At 51.4% G+C, this 20,536-nt stretch carries 20 protein-coding genes and 4 tRNA genes; 14 read left to right on the forward strand and 10 right to left on the reverse strand.

The window, feature by feature from the left end; translation table 11 throughout:
* Positions 1 to 12: 12 nt before the first annotated feature.
* From DBZ16_RS03810 to ccoG, 8 genes are all read right to left on the reverse strand, one after another.
* Positions 13 to 88 (reverse strand) — tRNA-Gly (locus tag DBZ16_RS03810).
* Between the two features lie 22 nt (positions 89 to 110).
* Positions 111 to 186 (reverse strand) — tRNA-Gly (locus tag DBZ16_RS03815).
* A gap of 26 nt (positions 187 to 212) precedes the next feature.
* Positions 213 to 288, reverse strand: a tRNA-Gly gene (locus DBZ16_RS03820).
* A gap of 39 nt (positions 289 to 327) precedes the next feature.
* Positions 328 to 403, reverse strand: a tRNA-Gly gene (locus DBZ16_RS03825).
* Positions 404 to 488: 85 nt separating this feature from the next.
* The gene (gene pgsA, locus DBZ16_RS03830; protein WP_016688352.1) at positions 489 to 1,049 is read right to left on the reverse strand and encodes a CDP-diacylglycerol--glycerol-3-phosphate 3-phosphatidyltransferase; all 561 of its coding nucleotides are present in this window, start codon (positions 1,047 to 1,049) and stop codon (positions 489 to 491) included.
* A gap of 105 nt (positions 1,050 to 1,154) precedes the next feature.
* Complete coding sequence (locus tag DBZ16_RS03835) at positions 1,155 to 1,700, reverse strand: type IV secretion protein Rhs (RefSeq protein WP_107812976.1); 546 nt, start codon at positions 1,698 to 1,700, stop codon at positions 1,155 to 1,157.
* A 346-nt stretch (positions 1,701 to 2,046) separates the two neighbouring features.
* Positions 2,047 to 2,616, reverse strand: coding sequence for a FixH family protein (locus tag DBZ16_RS03845; RefSeq protein ID WP_107812977.1), 570 nt, complete (start codon positions 2,614 to 2,616; stop codon positions 2,047 to 2,049).
* A gap of 3 nt (positions 2,617 to 2,619) precedes the next feature.
* The gene (gene ccoG / locus DBZ16_RS03850; protein ID WP_107812978.1) at positions 2,620 to 4,131 is read right to left on the reverse strand and encodes a cytochrome c oxidase accessory protein CcoG; all 1,512 of its coding nucleotides are present in this window, start codon (positions 4,129 to 4,131) and stop codon (positions 2,620 to 2,622) included.
* 516 nt (positions 4,132 to 4,647) lie between these two features.
* Between ccoG and tkt the strand changes: the two genes are divergently transcribed.
* The 14 genes from tkt to DBZ16_RS03925 all read left to right on the forward strand — a co-directional run bounded on the left by tkt (position 4,648) and on the right by DBZ16_RS03925 (position 19,259).
* Positions 4,648 to 6,627 carry a transketolase gene (tkt, locus tag DBZ16_RS03860; protein WP_107812979.1) on the forward strand — a complete coding sequence of 660 codons (1,980 nt, stop codon included), beginning with the start codon at positions 4,648 to 4,650 and terminating at the stop codon, positions 6,625 to 6,627.
* Between the two features lie 291 nt (positions 6,628 to 6,918).
* On the forward strand, positions 6,919 to 8,931 hold the full coding sequence (locus DBZ16_RS03865) for an LTA synthase family protein (protein WP_107812980.1): 2,013 nt from the start codon (positions 6,919 to 6,921) through the stop codon (positions 8,929 to 8,931).
* Between the two features lie 352 nt (positions 8,932 to 9,283).
* Positions 9,284 to 9,721: an acyl-CoA thioesterase gene (locus DBZ16_RS03870; protein WP_107812981.1), complete on the forward strand. Its 438-nt coding sequence runs from the start codon at positions 9,284 to 9,286 to the stop codon at positions 9,719 to 9,721.
* 67 nt (positions 9,722 to 9,788) lie between these two features.
* Positions 9,789 to 10,379, forward strand: a complete 591-nt coding sequence (locus DBZ16_RS03875; protein WP_107812982.1) for a LolA family protein — start codon at positions 9,789 to 9,791, stop codon at positions 10,377 to 10,379.
* Between the two features lie 306 nt (positions 10,380 to 10,685).
* Positions 10,686 to 11,606, forward strand: coding sequence for a flavodoxin family protein (locus tag DBZ16_RS03880; RefSeq protein ID WP_205836769.1), 921 nt, complete (start codon positions 10,686 to 10,688; stop codon positions 11,604 to 11,606).
* 66 nt (positions 11,607 to 11,672) lie between these two features.
* On the forward strand, positions 11,673 to 11,918 hold the full coding sequence (locus DBZ16_RS03885; protein ID WP_009174195.1) for a GNAT family N-acetyltransferase: 246 nt from the start codon (positions 11,673 to 11,675) through the stop codon (positions 11,916 to 11,918).
* A 69-nt stretch (positions 11,919 to 11,987) separates the two neighbouring features.
* Positions 11,988 to 13,145: a beta-ketoacyl-ACP synthase III gene (locus tag DBZ16_RS03890; RefSeq protein WP_107812983.1), complete on the forward strand. Its 1,158-nt coding sequence runs from the start codon at positions 11,988 to 11,990 to the stop codon at positions 13,143 to 13,145.
* A 27-nt stretch (positions 13,146 to 13,172) separates the two neighbouring features.
* The gene (locus DBZ16_RS03895) at positions 13,173 to 13,571 is read left to right on the forward strand and encodes a hypothetical protein (RefSeq protein WP_107812984.1); all 399 of its coding nucleotides are present in this window, start codon (positions 13,173 to 13,175) and stop codon (positions 13,569 to 13,571) included.
* Positions 13,572 to 13,670: 99 nt separating this feature from the next.
* A complete protein-coding gene (locus DBZ16_RS03900) occupies positions 13,671 to 14,663 on the forward strand; it encodes a BtrH N-terminal domain-containing protein (protein ID WP_107812985.1) in 993 nt (330 codons plus the stop codon).
* A gap of 81 nt (positions 14,664 to 14,744) precedes the next feature.
* Positions 14,745 to 15,488, forward strand: coding sequence for an SH3 domain-containing protein (locus DBZ16_RS03905; RefSeq protein WP_107812986.1), 744 nt, complete (start codon positions 14,745 to 14,747; stop codon positions 15,486 to 15,488).
* Positions 15,489 to 15,533: 45 nt separating this feature from the next.
* Positions 15,534 to 16,277 carry an SH3 domain-containing protein gene (locus tag DBZ16_RS03910; RefSeq protein WP_107812987.1) on the forward strand — a complete coding sequence of 248 codons (744 nt, stop codon included), beginning with the start codon at positions 15,534 to 15,536 and terminating at the stop codon, positions 16,275 to 16,277.
* Between the two features lie 45 nt (positions 16,278 to 16,322).
* On the forward strand, positions 16,323 to 17,066 hold the full coding sequence (locus DBZ16_RS03915) for an SH3 domain-containing protein (RefSeq protein ID WP_107812988.1): 744 nt from the start codon (positions 16,323 to 16,325) through the stop codon (positions 17,064 to 17,066).
* A gap of 28 nt (positions 17,067 to 17,094) precedes the next feature.
* Positions 17,095 to 18,009 (forward strand): ABC transporter ATP-binding protein, encoded by a 915-nt coding sequence (locus DBZ16_RS03920; RefSeq protein ID WP_107813110.1) that lies wholly within the window; start codon positions 17,095 to 17,097, stop codon positions 18,007 to 18,009.
* On the forward strand, positions 18,006 to 19,259 hold the full coding sequence (locus DBZ16_RS03925) for an ABC transporter permease (protein ID WP_107812989.1): 1,254 nt from the start codon (positions 18,006 to 18,008) through the stop codon (positions 19,257 to 19,259). The genes DBZ16_RS03920 and DBZ16_RS03925 overlap by 4 nt, the downstream gene beginning before the upstream one ends.
* A 165-nt stretch (positions 19,260 to 19,424) precedes the next feature.
* Here DBZ16_RS03925 and DBZ16_RS03930 read toward each other — a convergent pair whose 3' ends face one another.
* Both DBZ16_RS03930 and DBZ16_RS03935 read right to left on the reverse strand, forming a co-directional pair.
* A complete protein-coding gene (locus DBZ16_RS03930) occupies positions 19,425 to 19,880 on the reverse strand; it encodes a DUF6636 domain-containing protein (RefSeq protein ID WP_003777618.1) in 456 nt (151 codons plus the stop codon).
* Positions 19,881 to 19,911: 31 nt separating this feature from the next.
* Positions 19,912 to 20,313: a hypothetical protein gene (locus tag DBZ16_RS03935; RefSeq protein ID WP_107813111.1), complete on the reverse strand. Its 402-nt coding sequence runs from the start codon at positions 20,311 to 20,313 to the stop codon at positions 19,912 to 19,914.
* Positions 20,314 to 20,536 lie beyond the last annotated feature (223 nt).

Consider the following 20,536-nt stretch of genomic DNA (forward strand, 5'->3'; position numbering starts at 1 on the left):
TAGTGTTCAAACTGGAGCGGGAAACGAGTCTCGAACTCGCGACCTCAACCTTGGCAAGGTTGCGCTCTACCAACTGAGCTATTCCCGCATATCTAAATGTGCCTGAAGGATGGAGCGGGAAACGAGTCTCGAACTCGCGACCTCAACCTTGGCAAGGTTGCGCTCTACCAACTGAGCTATTCCCGCATGGGACACATCTGAAAATTAAACTGTGGAGCGGGAAACGAGTCTCGAACTCGCGACCTCAACCTTGGCAAGGTTGCGCTCTACCAACTGAGCTATTCCCGCATAGGAGAAACTTTATAGCAACTTAAGACAGGATTCGTTTGGAGCGGGAAACGAGTCTCGAACTCGCGACCTCAACCTTGGCAAGGTTGCGCTCTACCAACTGAGCTATTCCCGCCGAATGTCTGTTTTTGCTGCTGTTTCCGAAGAAGACGCAATTATTATGGATTTGAAACTTGTCGTCAAGGGGTTTGTTTTATTTTTTATTTGATTTCCTGCCACGCCATTTTCAGATAATAGAACATTGACCAGAGAGTTAATACAGATGCGATAAACATCAATATGTTACCTGTCTGATAAAAAATATTGTCAAATTGATTGGAGGCTAAGAGCAATAAAAATATGGCAACCATTTGTGCGGCGGTTTTAAATTTGCCGATGGTGGCAACGGCAACGCTGCTGCGTCTGCCCATTTGCGCCATCCATTCCCTCAAAGCGGAAATGGTGATTTCCCTGCCGATAATGATGATAGCGAAAATAACATAAGTACGACCAAGGCTGACCAGCAGCAATAATGCGGTCGCTACCATCAATTTATCCGCAACGGGATCGAGGAATGCGCCGAAATCAGAGGTTTGCTTCCAAAGCCTTGCTAAAAATCCGTCAAACCAATCGGTTACGGCTGCGAGTGCGAAAATGATAGCGGCAGTCCAATTGACGGTTTCCGGTGCAATCCACCCTTTTGGTAGGAAAAACAGCAACGTAAAGACCGGAATCAGCAAAACGCGCATCCAAGTCAGAAAAATCGGTATGTTCCAAGGCATGATTTACCTTTGATGTGTTTATGATAGTTAATTTGCCTATTATAACGGACTTGCTTGTCTGTCTGAAAGCTTGTATTCGAACCATCTTTCAGCCAATAAAATCTCTCAAGTCCGTTTGTTTTTTCGATAGAACCTGCATTGAGGCAGCCATTCTTTTTGGCACGGGTTGTCAATAAATGACTGTAAAACGCTTTGAAAGGTTTGATTTTGGGCGTTGTATATGTTGCCTTTTAGATAACACGACGCGTAATAATGTGCCAACAAATCCGCCTGCTGCTCCATATTCAGCATACTGAAATGACAAATATCGGACAGCTTGGGATAGAGATAGGCACGACGCCGGCGATAGCCTCCGCTGACGAACAAAAACAATCCGCCCAACCAGGTTTTAAATCCTTGCTGATACTGCCAAATATGGGTCAATTCATGAATCATCCATATTTGATAGGACGCGGAAGCAAGGGCGAAGTCGTCAGGGCAGTTATTACGCGGGAAATAGATGTTCCCATTGGGCGAAACGGCAACCTGCATGGTCGGCAGACAAGGAATGCCGCGATAGATTTTGACGCGGGCGTAATCAATGCTGTCGGCAAAAATCAGCTTTGCCATTTTGATTTCATTGTCCGTCAGCCTGCGCCAGCGTTTGCTCATATCTTGTCCTTGTTTCTTTCATGACGACAGAGGTCGTCTGAAAACGATTGTTCTACCTTAACAGTCATTCAGCTACGTTTACAACCAATACTGCCATATCCCCTACCCGCTTTATAGTGGATTAACAAAAATCAGGACAAGGCGACGAAGCCGCAGACAGTACAGACAGTACGGAACCGATTCACTTGGTGCTTCAGCACCTTAGAGAATCGTTCTCTTTGAGCTAAGGTGAGGCAACGCCGTCCTGGTTTAAAGTTAATCCACTATATTTGCGCCAACATCATCACAAACCTTACAGCATGAAGGTCGTCTGAAATTTTTCAGACGACCTTTTGAGCCTGTCAAACTATTTTCCTGAATCTTTCGGCTTCTGATTGGCATTCTCAAACAATTTGTTCATAGGGGTCAGATTGATTGCATTGCCTTGACTGACTATCCATTTGTCTTCCACCCGCCAAACACCCGAGGTATCTTCCACGCGCAGATACCAGTGGTTGGTCGGCGGCAGGGGTTTGAAAGTCGCTTCATACTCCATACGACCGTTTTGGGCTTCCGCGCCGACGGGGTGTAGTTTGACGGTTTGGTCTTCCGATTTTTTAGTCGGGTGCATCAAGAGAAGGTTCAAAGGCTGCTTAGGATCGAATTCTCCGCTGACAAACACTTTGGCGGCATCCTTATCCGGACTGATCAGCACTTGCACCTGTATATGACGCTTTACCGCCTCTTCATCGCGGTGAAGCTGGATGTCGATGTGTTTGCCGTCTTTGTAATAGTCGTCCGTTACCAAGTCGGTTGTATGCTCTTTGGCGACAAAGAACATGGAGACACTGGCAATCACGACAAAAATAGGACCCGCCATCAATACCCACGGCCAAATGTGTTTGTACCAAGGTTTGACTTGTTTTTGCTCGGACACGTTTTATTCTCCGATAAAGGTTGCTTCTTCTTCCAAGATGATGGGTTTGCCATCTGCTTTGCCGGTTTCGCGATAAGTGAAGGTAAACTCAATCGGATGGCTGCCCTTGTTTGCATATTCGGGAATAGTGGAAACTTGGACGGGGATGGTCAACGTTTCACGCGGTGCGATTTTCACGCCACCTTCCGGCAGCCCGGTCAGGGCAATTTCCTCAAAGCCTTTGACTGACGCAGTCATGACTTGTTCGTTTTCACTATTGTTGATAATGCGCAGGTTGTAAGCGTTTTCCAGCCAACCTTTGCTGTTTTCGCGCACCATCACGCCGCGGTCTTTCAAAATATCGACTTCGACCATTTTACGGGTGGAAAGTCCGACCAAGAAAGCGATAATAACCACCAGCAAAACAGCGCCGTATCCCGCCACACGCGGACGTTTCAAGCGTTTTTTGATGTCGCTTTCAGGATATTCGTGTTCCAACGCGCCTTCGGTCGTATAGCGTATCAAACCGCGCGGGTAGCCCATTTTGTCCATGATTTCGTCGCAGGCATCAATACACGCCGCACAGCCGATACATTGGTATTGCAAACCGTCGCGGATATCGATACCGACGGGACAGACCTGTACGCACATGGTGCAGTTGATGCAGTCGCCCAATCCGCTGTCTTCTTTATTGGCGGTTTTCTTGCGTGCGCCGCGCGGTTCGCCGCGTTCGGTATCGTAAGAAATAATCAGTGTGTCTTTGTCGAACATCGCGCTTTGGAAGCGTGCATACGGACACATATGCAGACACACTTTCTCGCGCATAACGTGGGCAAAGAAGAAGGTCATGAAGCCGTAAAACGCTGCGGCAAACATCGCGCCGCCGCCTGCTGCTCCGGCAAACAAGTCGGGAACGAACTGGCGGATCGGGACAAACCAGCCCGCAAAGGTAATGCCTGTCCACGCACAGACAATGAAAATCAGCAGGGCTTTAGTTGCTTTAATGCGGATTTTAGTGAAATTCCACGGCGATTTTTCCAGCTTCAGGCGTTTGTTGCGGTCGCCTTCGACCAAGTTGTCGATCCACAGCATGATTTCGGTGTAAACCGTCTGCGGGCAGGAATAGCCGCACCACAAGCGTCCGGCAATCGTCGTCCACCAAAACAGCCCGAAGGCGCAAATCATCAGCAGCAGGGCAAGGTAAATCAAGTCGCCCATACCCAGTGACAGCCCGAAAATGAAAAAATGCCTGTCCGGAATATTGAAGAGTACCGCCTGACGGCCGCTCCAGTTGAACCACGGAATCACATAAAACACAAACTGCGTCGCCAATACGGCAGCTATACGCAATTTGGCGAACCGCCCTTCCGCTTTTTTCGGATGGATGCGTTCGCCTTCGGGATGGATTTGGATGACGCTGGATTTGGGTTTTGAAGGTTTGGGCGGAGCGGTTTTTGCCGGTTTCTCGGACTGCTCTTTCGGGGCTGCGTTTTTTTCTTCTGACACAGCGTTTTCGGCTTGGTTTTCTGTTGACATTTTTCAGTGTTCCTTCGTGTGTTTGCGCGCAGGTCTTTTATTCTGATTACTGGTTTGATTGGTTTTTCAGACGACCTTTTATATGCGTCGGAATCATATCATTTGAGCTTGACCAAAGCAAAAAGCCCTACTTGGCTTTTATATGCCACCCGTTTTGATTTTTCCGTTGCCCAAGTCTGAAATCAGCGATATTCAAGCAGTTGCATATAACCGATGACACTATGCTTATAGCGAATCGCTATATCTCCGATAAAAATTTATAAACTACTGTTTCAAAACGGAATAACAGTTAATCTCATCTGCTTTGCCTGTTTCAGACGACCCCTTATGCGGACAATTTTTAAAACAGGACAACGCGAAACCGATGCCGTACCGGTTTGAAGTTGTCCTCCCGATAGGCGGAAAGGTCGTCTGAAAGACGCCCGCATCCTTGAAAGCCTGACCGAATCAGGCGATAATCAACGGGATTTTCTTTACCGTTACCGTTTCAAACCAATACAGCAAGGAAGGTACAAAATGTCTCAACTGGCAAACGCAATCCGTTTCCTCTCGGCCGATGCCGTTCAAAAAGCAAATTCCGGCCACCCCGGCGCGCCGATGGGCATGGCGGAAATGGCGGAAGTATTGTGGACGAAATTCCTGCGCCACAACCCTGCCAACCCCAAATTCTACAACCGCGACCGCTTCATCCTCTCCAACGGCCACGCGTCCATGCTGTTGTACAGCCTGCTGCATCTGACCGGCTACAACCTGAGCATTGAAGACCTGAAAAACTTCCGCCAACTGCACAGCAAAACCCCCGGTCACCCCGAATACGGCTACACCGACGGCGTGGAAACCACGACCGGCCCGTTGGGACAAGGCATTGCCAACGCGGTGGGCATGGCATTGGCGGAAAAAATCCTGGCCGCCGAGTTCAATAAAGACGGTTTGAACATCGTCGATCACTACACCTATGTCTTCATGGGCGACGGCTGCCTGATGGAAGGCGTATCGCACGAAGCCTGTTCGCTCGCCGGCACTTTGGGCTTGGGCAAACTGATTGTTTTATATGATGACAACAATATTTCCATCGACGGCAAAGTGGACGGTTGGTTTACCGAAAACATCCCGCAACGCTTTGAAAGCTACGGCTGGCACGTCGTTCCCAACGTAAATGGTCATGACACCGCCGCTATTCAAGCCGCTATCGAAGCCGCCCGCGCCGAAACCGGCAAACCGTCCATCATCTGCTGCAAAACCTTAATCGGCAAAGGCAGCGCCAACAAAGAAGGCAGCCACAAAACCCACGGCGCACCTTTGGGCGCGGATGAAATCGAAGCCACGCGCAAACATCTGGGCTGGACTTACCCCGCATTTGAAATCCCGCAAGAAATCTATGCTGCATGGGATGCAAAAGAAAAAGGCGCGAAACTAGAAGCCGAATGGAACGAGCTGTTTGCGCAATACCAAGCAAAATATCCTGCCGAAGCCGCAGAATTCGTGCGCCGCATGGATAAAAAACTGCCGGACAATTTCGATGCATACGTTCAAGCCGCATTAAAAGAAGTGTGCGCCAAAGCCGAAACCATCGCCACCCGCAAAGCCAGCCAAAACAGCATCGAAATTTTGGCTAAAGAGCTGCCCGAACTGGTGGGCGGTTCTGCCGACCTGACCCCGTCCAACCTGACCGACTGGTCGGGCAGCGTCTCCGTTACCCGCGACAAAGGCGGCAACTACATTCACTACGGCGTACGCGAGTTCGGCATGGGTGCCATCATGAACGGCCTTGCCCTGCACGGCGGCGTGAAACCCTTCGGCGCAACTTTCCTGATGTTCAGCGAATACGAACGCAACGCTCTGCGCATGGCAGCACTGATGAAAATCAACCCCGTCTTCGTCTTCACCCACGATTCCATCGGTCTCGGCGAAGACGGCCCGACCCACCAACCCATCGAGCAAACCGCCACCCTGCGCCTGATTCCGAATATGGACGTATGGCGTCCGTGCGATACCGCCGAATCCTTGGTCGCATGGGCGGAAGCCACAAAAGCCGAAGACCACCCGTCCAGCCTGATTTTCAGCCGTCAAAACCTGAAATTCCAAGCGCGCAACGAACAACAACTGAACGACATCAAACGCGGCGGCTACGTCATCAGCGAAGCCCAAGGCAACGCCCAAGCCGTCATCATTGCTACCGGTTCTGAAGTTGAGCTGGCTTTGGAAGCGCAAAAAGCCCTTGCTGCGCAAAACATCACCGTACGCGTCATTTCCATGCCGTCCACCAACGTATTCGACCGCCAAGACGCCGCCTATAAAGCCGCCGTCCTGCCCGAAGGTCTGCCGCGCGTTGCAGTAGAAGCCGGACACGCCGACGGCTGGTACAAATACGTCGGACTGAACGGCGCAGTCGTCGGCATCAACCGCTTCGGCGAATCCGCCCCTGCCGAACTGCTGTTCAAAGAATTCGGCTTTACCGTGGAAAATGTGGTTGATACTGTGAAATCAGTGTTGTAAACGGCTGCCATCGCATCAAAGGTCGTCTGAAAACGGAAGATAAGGTTTTCAGACGACCTTTTTCATTCCAAACTGCCAAAATCGGCTTAACAAAAAATCTAAATACCCATACAGCGGCGCAACCCTTTCTGCGCAAATGGAAGTAGCGTAGAAATGTTGGATAAAGCATCGTCTCACCCTTCATTCCAAATAATCTTTCGCCATATCTTGAAAGCCGCACTGCCAAACCATAAAATCACGCCTTACCCAATTTGATATAACTATACATCCAACCCATCTTACCCACTAATCATGATTACCCGCCTTGCCGCCTACCGGAAAACCCTCCTCACCTGCCTGATTTTATGGGTATCTATCGTCGCCGTTTTTTCCGCTGAACGTTTCTTCATACTGCACCATTTTGTTTCAGACGACATCCGCAGCCGTTATGCGGGCGATTTGGCGGCTTTGTTTATCAAAGGGCTGCTGTTCGACATCAAAATCGCTTCCGTTGCCGCCGCTTTACCCTTCCTGATCGGGCTGTTCGGACTGGCTACGCAAAAAACCGCCGCCTTTACTCTCCGCCTCCTGCCTACCGTCGCAACCGTCCTCTCCCTGACAGCCTTTGCCGCCGCGCTGGGCAACTGGTTCTATTTCAGCGTGTACGACCGTCAATTTGACGTCTTCGTCTTCGGACTGGCGGAAGAAGACACCAGCGCCGTCCTGAAAACCGTCTGGTCGGACTATCCCGTTATTTCCTGTCTGGCAGCTTTGATTGCCGCAGCTTTCGTTTTTAGTAAAATTTTCAGCCTCATCCACCGCAGCACCCGCTTTCAGACGACCTCATGGGGGAAAACCGCTTGGATTGCCGCCGTCCTCTTACCCGTCCTCGCGCTTGCCGCAGGCATACGCGGCTCGTTCGGCAAATTCCCCCTGCGTCAGACCGCCATGCAGATTTCCGCCGCACCGCAAATCAACAAACTCGTCCCCAACGCCCTGACCTCCCTAAGCTGGGCGGTCAACGAATACCGCAACAGCAATAATTTCCATCCCGTCTCCGACGAAGACGGCAGCCGGCTCATCAGTACCCTGCTCGATAAAAAAACCAATGCCGACTTGACGCAGCTATTTGCTCAAACCGCCCCCAATCCCGCTGTCGAAAAACACCGTCCCAACGTCGTTTTCACCGTCATGGAAAGCATGAGCGCACACCTCTTGAACATGGATAATCCCGAACGGGATCTCTTGGGCGAACTGGGCAATCATTGGCAGCAAGACTGGGTATACCGCAAATTCGTTTCCGAAGGCGACGGTACCAGCGACTCCCTGCACCGCTTCTTCGTCCGCAGCCCGCGCCTCAACCTCAGCCAATCCCTCGCCAAAAACAAAACCTTCCCCGGCAATATGTTCAAACCCTATCTCGAAGCCGGCTACCGCGTCGTCTATATTACGGCGGGCAACGGCGGCTGGCGCGATTTCGACACCTTCCTGCGGCACTTGGGCGTCAATGAAATCATCGATGAAAACACCCTCAAAACCCGCTATCCCGAAGCAAAATCCGGCACATGGGGCGTACCCGATGAATTCATGTTCCGTTATGCCGAAGAAGAACTCGCGCGCGCCGAAAAAAGCGGCACACCTGTATTCATCATGATGATGTCCGTGACCAACCATCCACCCTACCACCTGCCTGCACCGCACCAGCTCAAAAACTTTCGTTTGGAAGAACAAGAGCAAAAACGCCTTGCCAATCTCGCCTCAGACAAAGAGTTGAATGAAATTTTCAACACCTTCCGATACAGCAACGACCAACTCGGACGCTTTATCGGCAAAGTGAAAACCATCGCACCCGACACCATTATCGCCGCCACTGGTGACCACAATATGCGCGCCATCGGCTATCCCGAATCCGCCGATGCCGCACTCGGTCACAGCGTCCCCTTCTATCTGTACGTCCCGCAAGCCTACCGCGGCAGCGCCGAATACCATCCCGAACGCGCAGGTTCGCACAAAGACATCCTGCCGACCCTCTACAACTTAAGCCTGTCCAAATCGAGCTACTACCAAACCGGCTGCAACCTCACCGCCCCGCAACCCGATTCCGCATGGTGCGGCTACGGCTACAACCCCGAAGTCATCATCACGGAACGTGGTTTCTATCACCAACACAGCAAAGCATTCCACAAATGGGACAACCAAAACATCCAAACCGCTGAAAGCCGCCCAAGCACGCCGGACGGCGAAGACCAAGCCATTATCCGCCGCGCCTCGGCATATACGCCGTTTCTTGAATGGCAGATCAACCGGATTGTCAGCACCCAATAAATCTGTTTATAAACATCAAAGGTCGTCTGAAAAGTTTCAGACGACCTTTTTGCAAATATAGTGGATTAAATTTAAATCAGGACAAGGCGACGAAGCCGCAGACAGTACAAATAGTACAGCAAGGCGAGGCAACGCCGTACTGGTTTAAATTTAATCCACTATAAATCATACCCAATACGTTCCCGCCTTAAAGCAAATGCCAAACTGCCTAACAATACCGTCATAGTGTAGTAAAATAAAATGCGTTTTAGGCAGCATGCCACATTACATCCGCGCAACACAACGCCTTACCGTTAGACAACAAATCCACTATATAATCTATGTCGCTTGCGCCCATCACACAAGGAAACTCATGAAAAAACACATCTACTGCCGCCACAGCTTTGAAATCGAAGTCCCGTTTTTCGATGTGGACTCGATGCATATCGTCTGGCACGGCAACTATGTGAAATACCTCGAAACCGCCCGCTGCGCCTTTTTGTCTGCCATCAGTTACGATTACAATGAAATGGCACGGCAAGGATACAGCTGGCCGATTGTGCAGATGAACCTCAAATACATCCGCCCCGCCCGCTTCGATCAAAAAATCCGTGTCGATATGGAGATTGTCGAAATCGAAAGCTGCCTGCGCATCGACTATACAATTTATGATGCGCAAACCAACGAAAAGCTCAACCGTGCTTCGACCACACAAGCCGCCGTTTCGCTGGCAGACGGTCTGATGCAGTTTCAGACCCCGCAAAGCTGGTTGGATGCTGTGCAAACCCATCCGACCTTTACTCCTGCCTGACACTTTACGTTTTCAGACGACCCCGACCCATAAGGTCGTCTGAAAAACAAACCTGAAAAGGAACAACATGAAAAAAACACTTACCGCTCTCGTGCTGACCCTTGCCAGCCCTGCCTTGTGGGCGTTTTCCACCGCCGAACTCGCCCAAACCCTGCAAAAACCGTCCAACGTACAGGGCGCGTTTACCCAGCAGCGTCAATTGAAATCCCTGAGTAAACCGATGGTTACAGGCGGGAAATTCGTCCTCGTCCCGAAAAAAGGCCTGTTGTGGCAAATGCAAAAACCGTTTGAAACCACCCTGCGCGTGCGCTCGGACGGCATCATGCAGTGGAACGGCAGCGCATGGACCAACCCCAATCAAGGCAAAGTCGGACAAACCCAGCAAATCAAACTCTTCCTCGACCTGCTCGGTGGCAACACGCAAGGTTTGGAAAAACAATTCAACCTTGCCCTCTCCGGCAGTGAAAAACAATGGACGCTGAATTTGACGCCGAAAACCGCCGTTACCCGCCAAATTTTCAATCACATCGTTATCAGCGGTGACAGCGTGGTGCGTAAAATTGAATTGGACGAAAAACAAGGCGACAAAACTGTGATGCAGTTTAGAGAAGTGCAAACCGGCAAACCGCTGGACGACTTTGCCAAAAAAGCCCTGTAAGCAAACCATCCGACAGACCCGCAAAGTCATCCTGTCGGTTTTTGAAGAACCTGCCTGACGGCTTGCCGCCCGCTTTTTTCCTCTCTACATGAGAGGCTAAGCGAGGGTGGTAAGCCGCAGGTTCGCATTTTATTAGGCACATATTTTTGCCCTAAACCCAGTAATTTCAGGGTATGCCATTTGCTTCTAATTTCACGCCAACCGCCCTTTTCAGACGACCTCCCTTTATCCCACCCTATTGTTCTTTAAATAATTTTACAAAAAAGCTATAATGACCAGTCATCAAATAATTTTTGTTAATAGATAATGGGAAGCGACGTGAAAAAAGTGCTGCTGGTGTATTACTCGCAAACCGGACAGCTGGCGGAACTGGTGCGGAATTTCGCCGAGCCTTTGCAGCAGAGCGGTATCCATGTGGATTGCGTGAACCTTGAGCCGCAAGAGCCGTATCCGTTTCCGTGGTCGTTTTGGCGGTTTTTCAACACCTTTCCCGAAACCGTCCACCTGAAACCCGCGCCGATTCTGCCGCCCGCCATTCCCGCCGACGATTACGACGCCGTGGTTATCGCTTATACCGTCTGGTTCCTCTCTCCCGCCCAGCCGATTACCGCCTTCCTGCAACGGGAAGAAACCCGCCGCCTGCTCAACGGCAAACCCGTGGTAACGCTTATCGGCTGCCGCAATATGTGGTTGGGCGCGCAGGAAAAAATGAAGTCGCTTTTAGCACGCAACGGCGCGAAACTCATCGGCAACATCGTTAAAATCGACGCATGCAACAGCGCCGCCAGCTTCATTACCACCCCCGCATGGCTGCTGTCGGGCGACAAACAATACTTCCGCGCCCTGCCCTCCGCCGGCATCGCAGACGGAGAGCTGGCCGACGCGGCGCGCTTCGGCGCGAAAATGCGGGATACCCTTTTACAAAACAAAACCTTGGACGAAACCCTGTTTCAAAACATGGGCGCGGCCAAGGTGAACGAAAAACTGATTTTCAGCGAAAAAGCCGCCGGCCGCAGCTTTTTTCTGTGGGGCAGGCTGCTGATGGCCGCCGGACGTGTGTCCCCCCTGCTGCGCCGCACCCTGCTGTGTTTTTATATCCTGTTTCTGCTGGCGATGATTCTGGTGTTGGTACCGGTGAGCGTATTGGTGAAAAAACTGCTGCATCCGCTGCTCAAAGGTCGTCTGAAAAAACTGGCAGAGTATTACAGCCAGCCCTCCGGCGGATAAATCGGATTACAGTTGTCGTCACACATTCTGACCATTTCAGACGACCCCGAATACAGAAAGCACTCCATGCCCGAAGTGATCCATTACCCCGAACGCCGCCGCTTCCAAATCGACATCAACGGTTTGGAAGCAGGCTACATTAGTTATACCGAACACAACGGAAGCTGGGACGTGGACCACACCGAAGTTTCGCCCAATTTCCGTAATCAGGGCATCGCCCGAATGCTGGTGGATGCGTTAACGGCATATGCCGAAGCACACGGCATCCCGCTCACTGCAAGCTGCGATTACGCGGCGCGGTTTATCGGCTGACCACTTACCATAGTGAGACAAAATAGCGCCGTAATATCCCTATTTTGTTTCGCCATATAACCCAAAACCATGACTCTAAATAACACACTCAAAAACGTTTACCTCAACCACATCGCCGCCTTCCTGCCCAACGCGCCCGTCGGCAATGACGAGATGGAAGCCGTACTCGGTATGGCGGGCGAGCTGCCCTCGCGCGTTCGGCGCATGATTTTGCGTTCCAACGGCATCCAAACACGGCATTACGCCATAGACCCCGACAGCCGCCGCGCCACGCATACCAATGCCGAACTTGCCGCCGAAGCAGTCCGCCGGCTGTTCGCTCAAGGCATCGAGCCCAAAGACATCACCAGCCTGTCCTGCGCTACCTCCTACCCCGACCAAACCATGCCCGGACACGGCGTGATGGTACACGGTCTTTTAAATATACCCTCCTGCGAAGTATTGAGCATGGCGGGCGTGTGCGCGGCAGGTATGGCGGCGATGAAACACGCCTACAACGCCGTACGAACCGGTGAACACGCCCACGCCGTCGCCGCCGCTTCGGAAAACGCTTCGGCAGTAATGCGCGGCGAAGTCTTCCAACAAGAAACCGACCATAAAAAGCTGGAGAATGCCTCTCCCGAAATCGGTTTTGAAAAAGACTTTTTACGCTGGATGCTGTCGGACGGCGCGGGCGCGGCATACTTGTCCGACCGCCCCAATTCAGACGACCTCAGCCTGAAAATCCACTGGATAGAGCTGCTCTCCTACGCCAACGAAATGCCGCCCTGTATGTATGCCGGCGCAGAATTCCGCGACGGCGTGTTCGAAAGCTGGAAACACGCCGACCCAGAATACAGCCGCCGCCACAGCCTGATGGCGGTCAAGCAGGACGTAAAACTATTGAACGAAAACATCGTCCGCTACACGGTGGAAAAACCGCTCGCGCAAATCGCCGCCAAACACGGCATCCGCGCCGACGAAATCGACTGGTTCCTGCCGCACTACTCTTCCGGCTTTTTCCGCGACCGCCTTTCAGACGGTCTGAAAAACATCGGCTTCGACATCCCGCAGGAAAAATGGTTTACCAACCTCTACACCAAAGGCAACACCGGATCGGCATCGATTTACATCATCCTTGAAGAATTTATGCGCACCTTCCCATTGGAGCGCGGTCAAAAAGTTTTGTGCTACGTTCCCGAAAGCGGGCGTTTCTCAACTTGTTTCATGCTTTTGGAAGCGGTATAGCAAACTGAAAAAAGGTCGTCTGAAACTATGGAAATCAAAGACATCCCGCAAGATGACAGCGAAAGCTACCACGGACATCTGAAAGTCATTTACGGCACGCGCAACGGGCGTTATGAAGCCGGTACCAGCAGCGGCTGGCAGGACGAAGCCTACGCCACCGAAATGGCGGTCGCCGAACTCGACGAACAAACCCGCGCCGCCCGCGAAGCAGTGGCTCGGGGCGAATATTCGCCGCTGTATTACCATATGTTCCGCTTCCGCCACGACGAAACCGGTTTGGCAATGGCAGCAGGCGTATGGAAATGGCAGCTCCGCCGCCACCTGCGTCCCGAAATCTTCGCCAAGCTGCCCGACAAAACCCTGCAAAAATACGCCGACGCGCTGCAAATCAGCATAGACGAATTGAAGCGGACGGACGCGGATTAAGGCGAACCGACCTGATTTTTCAGACGACCCTTCTAAAGTCTGAAACGCTGCCGCCTAATCATAAAAACACTCCCAAACAAATATCCGATTGACACCCCCATGACCGAATTCCCACACCAGCATACCGCCCACTGCGAAAGCGGCGTAATGTCCACGCTGCTCAAATACCACGGCCACGACTTGGACGAAGCCATGATTTTCGGCATCGCCCATGCGCTGACCTTTGTCTGGCTACCCGTCGTCAAACTGGGCGGCATGCCGCTGGTTTCCTACCGCATCGCACCGCGCGGCATCATCAAAAACACCTGCAAGGCATTGGGGCTGAAATTGTCCGCCCGCAAATTTTCCAATGCCCAAAAGGGGCAGGACGCGCTGGATGCCGCGCTTTCATCGGGCAAACTGGCGGGTTTGCAGACCTCCGTATTCTGGCTGCCGTATTTCCCGCCGCAAATGCGTTTCCATTTCAACGCGCACAATCTCTTAGTGTACGGCAAAGACGGCGGCGACTACCTGATCAGCGACCCCGTGTTTGAAACCGTGCAGCGCTGCGCCGCCGAAGATTTGCAGCGGGCGCGCTTCGCCAAAGGCGTGCTGGCGGCAAAAGGCATGATGTACACGCTGGAAAACGACAGGTCGTCTGAAAAAATTAAGACAGACTTGCCCGCCATCATCCGCAAAGCCATACGCAAAAACGCCAAACAAATGCTCCCGCCCGTTTTTTTCGCCGGCGTAAAAGGCATCCGCACGTTGGCAAAAAACATCGAAGCCCTGCCCACTAAACGAAATGCAAAATACCAAAAGCTGTTCCTCGGCCATCTCGTGCGGATGCAGGAAGAAATCGGCACCGGCGGCGCGGGTTTCCGCTATATCTACGCCTATTTCCTCGAACAGGCCGCCCGTATCTGCGACAACCCCGCGTTTCAGACAGCCTCGGAACAAATGACCGCCATCGGCGACCAGTGGCGGCAGTTTGCAGCAATGTGCGTGAAGCAGTGTAAAAAGCCGTCTGAAAATGGCTGCCGCGAAATCGCCGCATTTTTGCGCAAGATTGCGGACGATGAAGAAGCCTTGTGGCGGGGATTGTTGAAATAATGGGGAATCATGCGGCATAACTCAATCCGCTGCGCACCGTTTTAAAATCAGGTCGTCTGAAAACTCAAAGAAAAGATAAAAATGCGTTACTTAGCCACACTCTTATTATTGTGTTCCGCCTTAACCCACGCCGCACCGCCGGACGGCTTTGCCTTGGTTCATGATGCCGACGGACACACCAACTTACGCGAAAGCCCTGATTTGAATGCCAAAGTCTTGGCAAAAATCCCCAACGGCACACCGTTGAAATGTTTGGGTGATGGCGGTGAAGGCAGCCTGAGTTTCTGTACTGCCCAGCTGCAACAACCTGCCGCAGAAGACTACGGTTTCATCCATTACAGCCGCCTGATATTTCCCGCCTCCGACAAAAGCTTCGTCCGCCTGCGCGAACAATCCGGTCGCGACGATACGCTGACTTTGTCCGGTAGCGGACAAAAGGTACATATCGTTGCTCGGCGTATTCATCCAAAACTCAGCGATTTCTCGGGTATCAGCAAAAACAAATATACCGCTCGCCTCTATCAAGGCAAACCGTTCTACGGCACAGATAACACCATTCCCAAAAGCGTATTTGTAATAGAACAGATCACACTAAACGGCCAAGCGGTTCCCGCTGCCGAACTGCAAGGACTGTTCTCGCCCGATTTTGCCGCCACCGCACGCGATAGCCAGGTGTACGACCGCTGGGAAGCCTATTACCGCAGCATCGATAAGAGGCTCTATCTATTTGGCAGACAAGGCTCGGGCGCCGGTAGTTTCGATGTCTGCTTTATATTTAAGGACGGTAAATTCCAGCGCCGCTATTTATGGAATGCTGCGCTATAAATATCGCTCGAAAAGGTCGTCTGAAAACTCAAAGAAATGATAAAAATGCGTTACTTAGCCACTCTCTTATTATTGTGTTCCGCCTTAACCCATGCCGCGCCGCCGAACGGCTTTGCCTTGGTGCATGATGCCGACGGACACACCAACTTGCGCAAAAGCCCCGATTTGAATGCCAAAGTCTTGGCAAAAATTCCCAACGGCACGCCGTTGGAATGTGTGGAAGAACTCAGTGAAACCAGATCAGACTTCTGTTTTGTTCAGCTACAACAGGCAAGCGCCGACGATTCCGGCTTTATCCATTACAGCCGTCTGATATTCCCAGCCGCCGACAAAAGCTTTGTCCGCCTGCGCGAACAATCCGGTCACGACGATACGCTGACTTTGTCCGGCAACGGTCAAACGGTACACATCGTTGCCCGCCGCATTCACCCTAAACTCAGTGATTTCTCGGGTATCAGCAAAGACAAATACACCGCGCGTCTCTATCAAGGCAAGCCGTTCTATGGCATGGACTCTATGATTTCCAAAAGCGTGTTCGCGCTTGAACGTATCACGCTAAACGGTCAAGCGGTTCCCGCTGCCGAACTGCAAGGACTCTTCTCGCCCGATTTTGCCTCCACCGCACGCGGCAGCAATGTATATCAAGGCTGGGAAGCTTATTACCGCCGCAGCGATAAGACGCTTTATCTGTTTGGCAGACAAGGTTCGGACGGCGCTCCTTTCGATGTCTGCTTTATATTTAAGGACGGTAAATTCCAGCGCCGTTATTTATGGAGTGCTGCGATTTAAATATCGCTCGAAAAGGTCGTCTGAAAACTCAAAGAAATGATAAAAATGCGTTACTTAGCTTCCCTCTTATTATTGTGTTCCGCCTTAACCCATGCCGCGCCGCCGGACGGCTTTGCCTTGGTTTATGATGCCGACGGACACACCAACTTACGCGAAAGCCCCGATTTGAACGCCAAAGTTTTGGCAAAAATTCCCAACGGCACGCCGTTGGAATGTGTAGGCGAAGCCAGCAAAGACAATCCGAATTTCTGTACCGCGCTGTTGCAACAGGTAGCCACCCACGGTTACGGCTTTATCCACCGCAGCCGTCTGATATTTCCAGCCTCTGACAAAAACTTCGCTACACTGCGTGAACACTTCGGTCACGACGATACGTTGACTTTGTCCGGCGGCGGTCAAACGGTACACATCGCCGCCCGCCGTATCCATCCCAAACGCAGCGACTTTTCAGGTACAGCCCCAAATAGTGACACCGCGTCTCTTTATCGGGGCAAACCGTTTTACGGTACAGACGACTCCATTCCGAAAAGCGTATTTGCCATAGAACAGATTACGCTGAACGGTCAAGCAGTTCCCGCTGCCGAACTGCAAGGGCTGTTCTTGCCCGATTTTGCCGCCACTGCACGCGGCAGCAATGCGTATGATGGCTGGGAAGCCTATTACCGCCGTACCGACAAGACGCTTTATCTGTTTAATTCGGTGAATAATGATGCCGGTTCTTTCGGTATGTGTTTCGTATTTAAAGACGGCAAATTCCAACGCCGTTATGTATGGACTGCATTACTATAAATATTCATTAAAGGGCAATTTGGAAACCATGATTCAAATCCAATCCCTCTCCCACCGTTATCCCAAAGCCGAAACTGCCGCGCTGGACAATGTGTCGTTCGAAATTGCCGACGGCGAATGTTTGGGGCTGCTCGGTCACAACGGTGCGGGGAAAACGACACTGATGTCGCTTTTGGCAGGCTTGCAGGAAGTACGGCAGGGCGAAATTTTGTTTGACGGCAAGCCGTTGCGCCTGTTGAGCCGCAGCGAGCGGCAGAAAATCGGTTTGGTGCCGCAGGATTTCGCGTTTTATCCGCAGCTTTCTGTGTGGGACAACCTGCTGTTTTTCGCCTCGCTTTACAAAGTGCGCGACAAGGGTCGTCTGAATGCGCTATTAGAACAGACCGACCTGACCGCCCACAAGAACAAAGCGGCGAAGCATCTTTCGGGCGGACTTAAACGTCGTCTGAATTTTGCCATCGGCTTGATTAACACGCCGCAACTGGTATTCCTTGATGAAATCACGGTCGGCATCGACCCGCAGTCGCGCCGCTTTATCCTTGACAGCGTGGCGGATTTGACACGGCAGGGGGTAACGGTGGTTTACACCTCGCACTATCTGTCGGAAATCGAGCAGCTTTGCGGCAAAATTGCGCTGCTGCAACACGGCAAGCTGGTGTACCACGGCGGTTTGGATGAGCTTCTAAGCACGCAAACCGGTGTCGTGCGTTTTACCGTCGAACCGCCGCTGCCGCCTCAAACGCTGGCCGCTTTGGGTGCAAAGCAAGTGGACAGCCGCGGCATGATGGAAACGGCGCACGATGCCGCCACCGTTTACGCCGCCCTGCAACAAAGCAGCGCGCAAATCCGCTACTTCCAGCAGGGACACGGTTCGCTGGAAACGTTTTACCTTGATTTCCTGCGCAAAGACGAGCCAGCAACAGATAAGCAAAATCCACAATGACGACTTCCTCCCTCCTCAAAGAACTCAAACTGCTCTGCCGCGACCTGCACGGTTTGGCCGTGTTGTTTGTGATGCCCATCGCCTTCATGCTGATTATGTCGTTGGCGCTGAGCCGCGACCAAGATCCGCACACCGACAGCCGCATCGCGCTGGTCGGCGCGGCAGACGACAGCGTCAATACCGCGCTGGCCGCCGCGCTGGAAAAAGAGCAGATTCATGTCACGCGGATGTCGTCTGAAAAACTGACCGACGCGCAAAACGGCCTGCACGACAAGCGTTTCCAACTGGTGCTGTACAACCCGAACCCCGCTTCCGGCAAAATCGCCGACAACAAAGCCCTGCAAATCTATGTACCGCCCGATACCGAACCTTCATGGCTGGCGGCGGTCAAAGGCGTTTTGCAGCAGCATTACACCCAAACGCGGCTGGACGCTTATTTCGACAACAATGACGGCATCAAAATCGACAATAAAAAACTGCCCCGTTCCATCCGCAAAGACATCCAGAAAAAAGTCGATGAAAAAAACGACGAACAATTCGCCGCCGTGCGCAGCTTTTTAGATAAAAAAATGCTGGAAGAACACTATCTGAGCGCAGGTAGCGGCACGGTGGAAAAACCCAACGCCGTACAGCACAGCGTTCCCGCATGGCTGATTTTCGGTATGTTTTTCATTATGATACCGCTGTCGAACGTCATGGCGCTGGAACGCCAGACCAACACCATCACCCGCCTGCGTCTCGCCCGCGCCTCCGCGTCCGGCCTGATTGCCGCCAAACTCGTCCCCTATTTCCTGATTAACCAACTCCAATTTACCGGAATGCTGCTGCTCGGCCGCTACCTTCTGCCCGAAATCGGCGTGCCCGCCCTCATACTCAACGGCAGCCTTGTTCCCTACGCGCTGCTGTCCGCCGCCGTCAGCGCCGCCGCACTCGGCTACGCGCTTTTGGTCAGCGTCTGCGCCAAATCCACCGAACACGCCGTCGTCCTCGGCGGCGGCGGCATCATCCTGATGGCAGCAATCGGCGGCATTATGGTACCCGCCCACGTCATGCCCGAAACCATGCAGCAACTCACTTGGATTTCCCCGATGGCATGGGGCTTGAAGGCTTTTCAAGAACTGCTGCTCAACCGCAGCGGACTGGACGGAATCGGCCGCTACCTCATCCTGCTGTCCGCCTTCTCCGCCGCCACCCTGACCGCCGCCGTGCTGGTTTACCGCAGGCAGTTGCAGACGCAGGTACGGTTTTAAAAAACGTTGTCAAAACCATAAAAAAGGCTGTCAAAAATTATGTTTAAATTTCGGACAGCTTTTTTCTGAGAGCTATAACAGTTTCAACTTGCTTCGATAATCAAGACAACCCCATAGCAACTCTATTGTTAACCCCATCAGGTAAACATATGGCCACTATATGTATTAAAACAACTTCTGCATTTTTTGGCTAACCTTAAACCCATGTTTATCTTGATTGGAGCAAGTCACCTCCGAACCAGAAGCCGTACATTGCCAGCCATTGCCTTTCACTGTTTCTCCGTCTTTCAAGATACGGGCTTTAGGATTAAAAGGAAAATCACTGTGGCAAACCATATCTGCTTTGCCGGTTTTACCTAAGAAAAATGTTCCGCCCCATTCGAGGTCGCAATCCTTGGGACGCGGTAAAACAGGTTTGCCTTTAATTTCAGTCAGACATGATATGCCCTGAGCCAAATCAGATGTTTTCGCATCGCCGCCGCAATAAATCTTACCGTTTCCGGCACGAAAATCGATGTTATACAGCCCACTATTTATCTCATTTTCAGTTCCTTCCGAAGAAGGTGCCGCAAAAGCTGCAACCGAGAAAGTGAGCGATGTCAAAATAAATAATTTTTTCATATAAAGATTCCCATATAGTGAATAACAGAGGTTAAAAACGTTTCAAGGCTTTCAGGTGCGCTTGTGATTGTTCAATGCTGCATTTAAGGATATACCAATCAGCCGCAGATTTCAGATCAGTGTCATTTGTCGGGTCAGAGCAAAGTTGCTCTTTATACTCCCCCCAAGTTTTACGCACTTCATTAAAATAAGAAGCCGGCAAACCATGTAAGGCAGCATCTTTATTCTTTACCCGTTGGTACAGTATTTTATATTGTTCATCAATTTCTTTTGCCAGTCGCCCATCCAGTATATCCAGGCAATCGTAGTCAACCTCTTCAATATTTTCCAGCATGCTTTTAGGGCAAACATCTTTATTATGGGCAGCATTTTCTTGGGCATAACAAAAAGCTGTACCCATTAAAGCCACAGAGAAAAACAATACTTTTTTCACTTTATTCAATGTTCCTTAAATTTAAAAAAAAAAAATCGGCGCATTATAACCACATCAGCAGCATGATGCATAACGTATTAATGTTTAGCCATCCATATTTTATATACCTTTTTTAAACAAAAACTCAATCCTTTCAAGTTTCCTCATCAATTAATTGTAACAAGACATTTACGATTGAGTGAGATAGGCGGATAGAGGCATGATAAAATCCTGAGTGAGAAAT

Source organism: Neisseria sicca, from assembly GCF_003044565.1.
Taxonomy (GTDB): domain Bacteria; phylum Pseudomonadota; class Gammaproteobacteria; order Burkholderiales; family Neisseriaceae; genus Neisseria; species Neisseria sicca_A.

Bases quoted from the DNA above. Each gene is read 5' to 3' on its own strand.
- DBZ16_RS03835 (WP_107812976.1), bottom strand. From the start codon at position 1,700: ATGAGCAAACGCTGGCGCAGGCTGACGGACAATGAAATCAAAATGGCA.
- DBZ16_RS03905 (WP_107812986.1), top strand. From the start codon at position 14,745: ATGCGTTACTTAGCCACACTCTTATTATTGTGTTCCGCCTTAACCCAC.
- DBZ16_RS03895 (WP_107812984.1), top strand. From the start codon at position 13,173: ATGGAAATCAAAGACATCCCGCAAGATGACAGCGAAAGCTACCACGGA.
- tkt (WP_107812979.1), top strand. From the start codon at position 4,648: ATGTCTCAACTGGCAAACGCAATCCGTTTCCTCTCGGCCGATGCCGTT.
- DBZ16_RS03880 (WP_205836769.1), top strand. From the start codon at position 10,686: ATGGGAAGCGACGTGAAAAAAGTGCTGCTGGTGTATTACTCGCAAACC.
- DBZ16_RS03930 (WP_003777618.1), bottom strand. From the start codon at position 19,880: ATGAAAAAATTATTTATTTTGACATCGCTCACTTTCTCGGTTGCAGCT.
- DBZ16_RS03915 (WP_107812988.1), top strand. From the start codon at position 16,323: ATGCGTTACTTAGCTTCCCTCTTATTATTGTGTTCCGCCTTAACCCAT.
- DBZ16_RS03875 (WP_107812982.1), top strand. From the start codon at position 9,789: ATGAAAAAAACACTTACCGCTCTCGTGCTGACCCTTGCCAGCCCTGCC.
- DBZ16_RS03865 (WP_107812980.1), top strand. From the start codon at position 6,919: ATGATTACCCGCCTTGCCGCCTACCGGAAAACCCTCCTCACCTGCCTG.
- DBZ16_RS03870 (WP_107812981.1), top strand. From the start codon at position 9,284: ATGAAAAAACACATCTACTGCCGCCACAGCTTTGAAATCGAAGTCCCG.
- DBZ16_RS03910 (WP_107812987.1), top strand. From the start codon at position 15,534: ATGCGTTACTTAGCCACTCTCTTATTATTGTGTTCCGCCTTAACCCAT.
- DBZ16_RS03885 (WP_009174195.1), top strand. From the start codon at position 11,673: ATGCCCGAAGTGATCCATTACCCCGAACGCCGCCGCTTCCAAATCGAC.
- DBZ16_RS03925 (WP_107812989.1), top strand. From the start codon at position 18,006: ATGACGACTTCCTCCCTCCTCAAAGAACTCAAACTGCTCTGCCGCGAC.
- DBZ16_RS03920 (WP_107813110.1), top strand. From the start codon at position 17,095: ATGATTCAAATCCAATCCCTCTCCCACCGTTATCCCAAAGCCGAAACT.
- DBZ16_RS03900 (WP_107812985.1), top strand. From the start codon at position 13,671: ATGACCGAATTCCCACACCAGCATACCGCCCACTGCGAAAGCGGCGTA.
- ccoG (WP_107812978.1), bottom strand. From the start codon at position 4,131: ATGTCAACAGAAAACCAAGCCGAAAACGCTGTGTCAGAAGAAAAAAAC.
- DBZ16_RS03890 (WP_107812983.1), top strand. From the start codon at position 11,988: ATGACTCTAAATAACACACTCAAAAACGTTTACCTCAACCACATCGCC.
- pgsA (WP_016688352.1), bottom strand. From the start codon at position 1,049: ATGCCTTGGAACATACCGATTTTTCTGACTTGGATGCGCGTTTTGCTG.